Source organism: Arthrobacter sp. Y3223164, assembly GCF_059091005.1.
Genome location: NZ_JBNHGF010000489.1, coordinates 1 through 1,785, shown reverse-complemented (window position 1 = coordinate 1,785; position 1,785 = coordinate 1). Strand labels below are relative to the sequence as shown.

Annotated in this window: 2 protein-coding genes; one reads left to right on the top strand and one right to left on the bottom strand. The window is 65.4% G+C overall.

Annotated elements, in window-relative coordinates; all coding sequences use genetic code 11:
* Positions 1 to 276 precede the first annotated feature (276 nt).
* The gene (locus tag AC5RUJ_RS15710) at positions 277 to 696 is read right to left on the bottom strand and encodes a DUF1844 domain-containing protein (protein WP_494002384.1); all 420 of its coding nucleotides are present in this window, start codon (positions 694 to 696) and stop codon (positions 277 to 279) included.
* Between the two features lie 339 nt (positions 697 to 1,035).
* Between AC5RUJ_RS15710 and infC the strand changes: the two genes are divergently transcribed.
* The coding region (gene infC, locus AC5RUJ_RS15705; RefSeq protein WP_494156181.1) for a translation initiation factor IF-3 at positions 1,036 to 1,785 on the top strand (750 nt) is incomplete at its 3' end.

Genomic DNA, 1,785 nt, shown 5'->3' with positions numbered 1-1,785 from the left:
AGCCGTCGTGGCCGGCGGCGGCCACGGCCCGGAGCTGCGCCTGGTCCTGCAGGTGCGGGACGGGCTGGGGCGCGAGGAGTTGGGCGCCCTGGCGGGACGGATCCAACAGCGGCTCCAGTCCCGGCAAGAGTTTGCCGAGCGGGTTGATTCGCTGGAGCTGAAGTTCACCCGCTGAACCCCGCCGGCGAACGCCGCAACCAGAAGCGCAAAGACAAAGGACGACGCCGGTGCGTGGCACCGGCGTCGTCCTTGTTCAGTTCTGGGAGCCCGGGCCGGTCAGTTGACCGGACCCGTGAACTTCTCGCCCGGGCCCTTGCCCGGATCGTCCTGGATGACCGATGCTTCGCGGAAGGCGAGCTGCAGGGACCGGAGGCCATCGCGCAACGGGCCGGCATGCTGGCTGCCGATTTCCGGCGCGGCAGCGGTGACGAACCCCGCCAAGGCGGTGATCAGCTTGCGGGCTTCGTCCAGGTCCTTGAGCTCTTCGGCGTCGTCTCCGGCGGCCAGGCCGCACTTAACCGCGGCGGCGCTCATCAGATGGACTGCCGCGGTGGTGATGACTTCCACGGCCGGTACTTCGGCGATGTCGCGCATCTGGCCCAGGACTTCCTGTTCCTGGCTGGAGGCAGGACCGGCGTCGGGCGCGAAGCTGTGGCGGTGGCCGTCGGTCTGCGGATTGTTATCTGAGCTGCTCATACTGGTAAGCTTGTCACAGACCAATTGGATCCCGTTACTTATGTGCCTCACAGCACGTGCGGAGCAGGATCCGATCTGCAAGCGGAGTCCTCTCCCACCCGTCGGTATGGCTAGCCAGAGCTGCCGGGTCCAGGTCGGCAGGCTGTAGCCGGAAACCCTCGCGTGAGGTGCCCGGGCCAGCCGGTGGAACCCTAGCTTGTTTCCGCCTGCCGCCACTTCGAGGCCTTCGATTGCGTTTGCAATGGGGGGCCTTCTTTCATTGCAAGCGGCAGCCGATATTAGTGACAGGAGCCACACATTAGCGAGCCAAGAATCAATGATCGTATCCGCGTTCCCGAGGTGCGGTTAGTCGGACCGAACGGCGAACAGGTTGGGATCGTCCGTATTGAGGATGCCCTGCGCCTGGCCACGGAATCGGATCTTGACCTGGTTGAGGTCGCACCGCAGGCAAAGCCTCCGGTGTGCAAGCTTATGGATTTTGGCAAGTACAAGTACGAGGCTGCGGTCAAGGCCCGTGAGGCGCGCAAGAACCAGACGAACACTGTGCTCAAGGAGATCCGGTTCCGCCTGAAGATCGACAAGCACGACTACGAGACCAAGCGCGGCCACGCGCTGCGGTTCCTCGCAGCCGGCGACAAGGTCAAGGCCATGATCCAGTTCCGCGGCCGCGAACAGCAGCGCCCCGAAATGGGCATCCGCCTTCTGCAGAAGTTCGCCGAGGACGTCGCCGAGGTCGGCGTGATCGAATCGACTCCCCGCATTGACGGCCGCAACATGGTCATGGTGATCGGCCCGACCAAGAACAAGGCCGAAGCCAAGGCGGAAGCCCGCAGGGCCGCGCAGAAGGCCGACGCGAAGGCAACGAACGAGGCCAAGAAGCAGAAGGTGGACACCTCCGCCGACCAGGACCCGCTGACGCAGAGCCTGGGCGACCTTATGCCGGAAGGCCTTGCCGCAATGGCAAACCAGCCGGAGGAAACCGCCGAAGCACCTGCGCCGGCCGATGCCTCGCCTGCGGTTGAGGTTGAGGTTGTGCCCGAGGCCGAGCCCGCGGAGCAGCCGGAAGCCGAGGCTGCGGCCGCGGCCGAG

What these genes read in the sequence shown, in the direction of transcription:
- AC5RUJ_RS15710 (WP_494002384.1), bottom strand. Translation starts at nt 696, where the DNA reads ATGAGCAGCTCAGATAACAATCCGCAGACCGACGGCCACCGCCACAGC.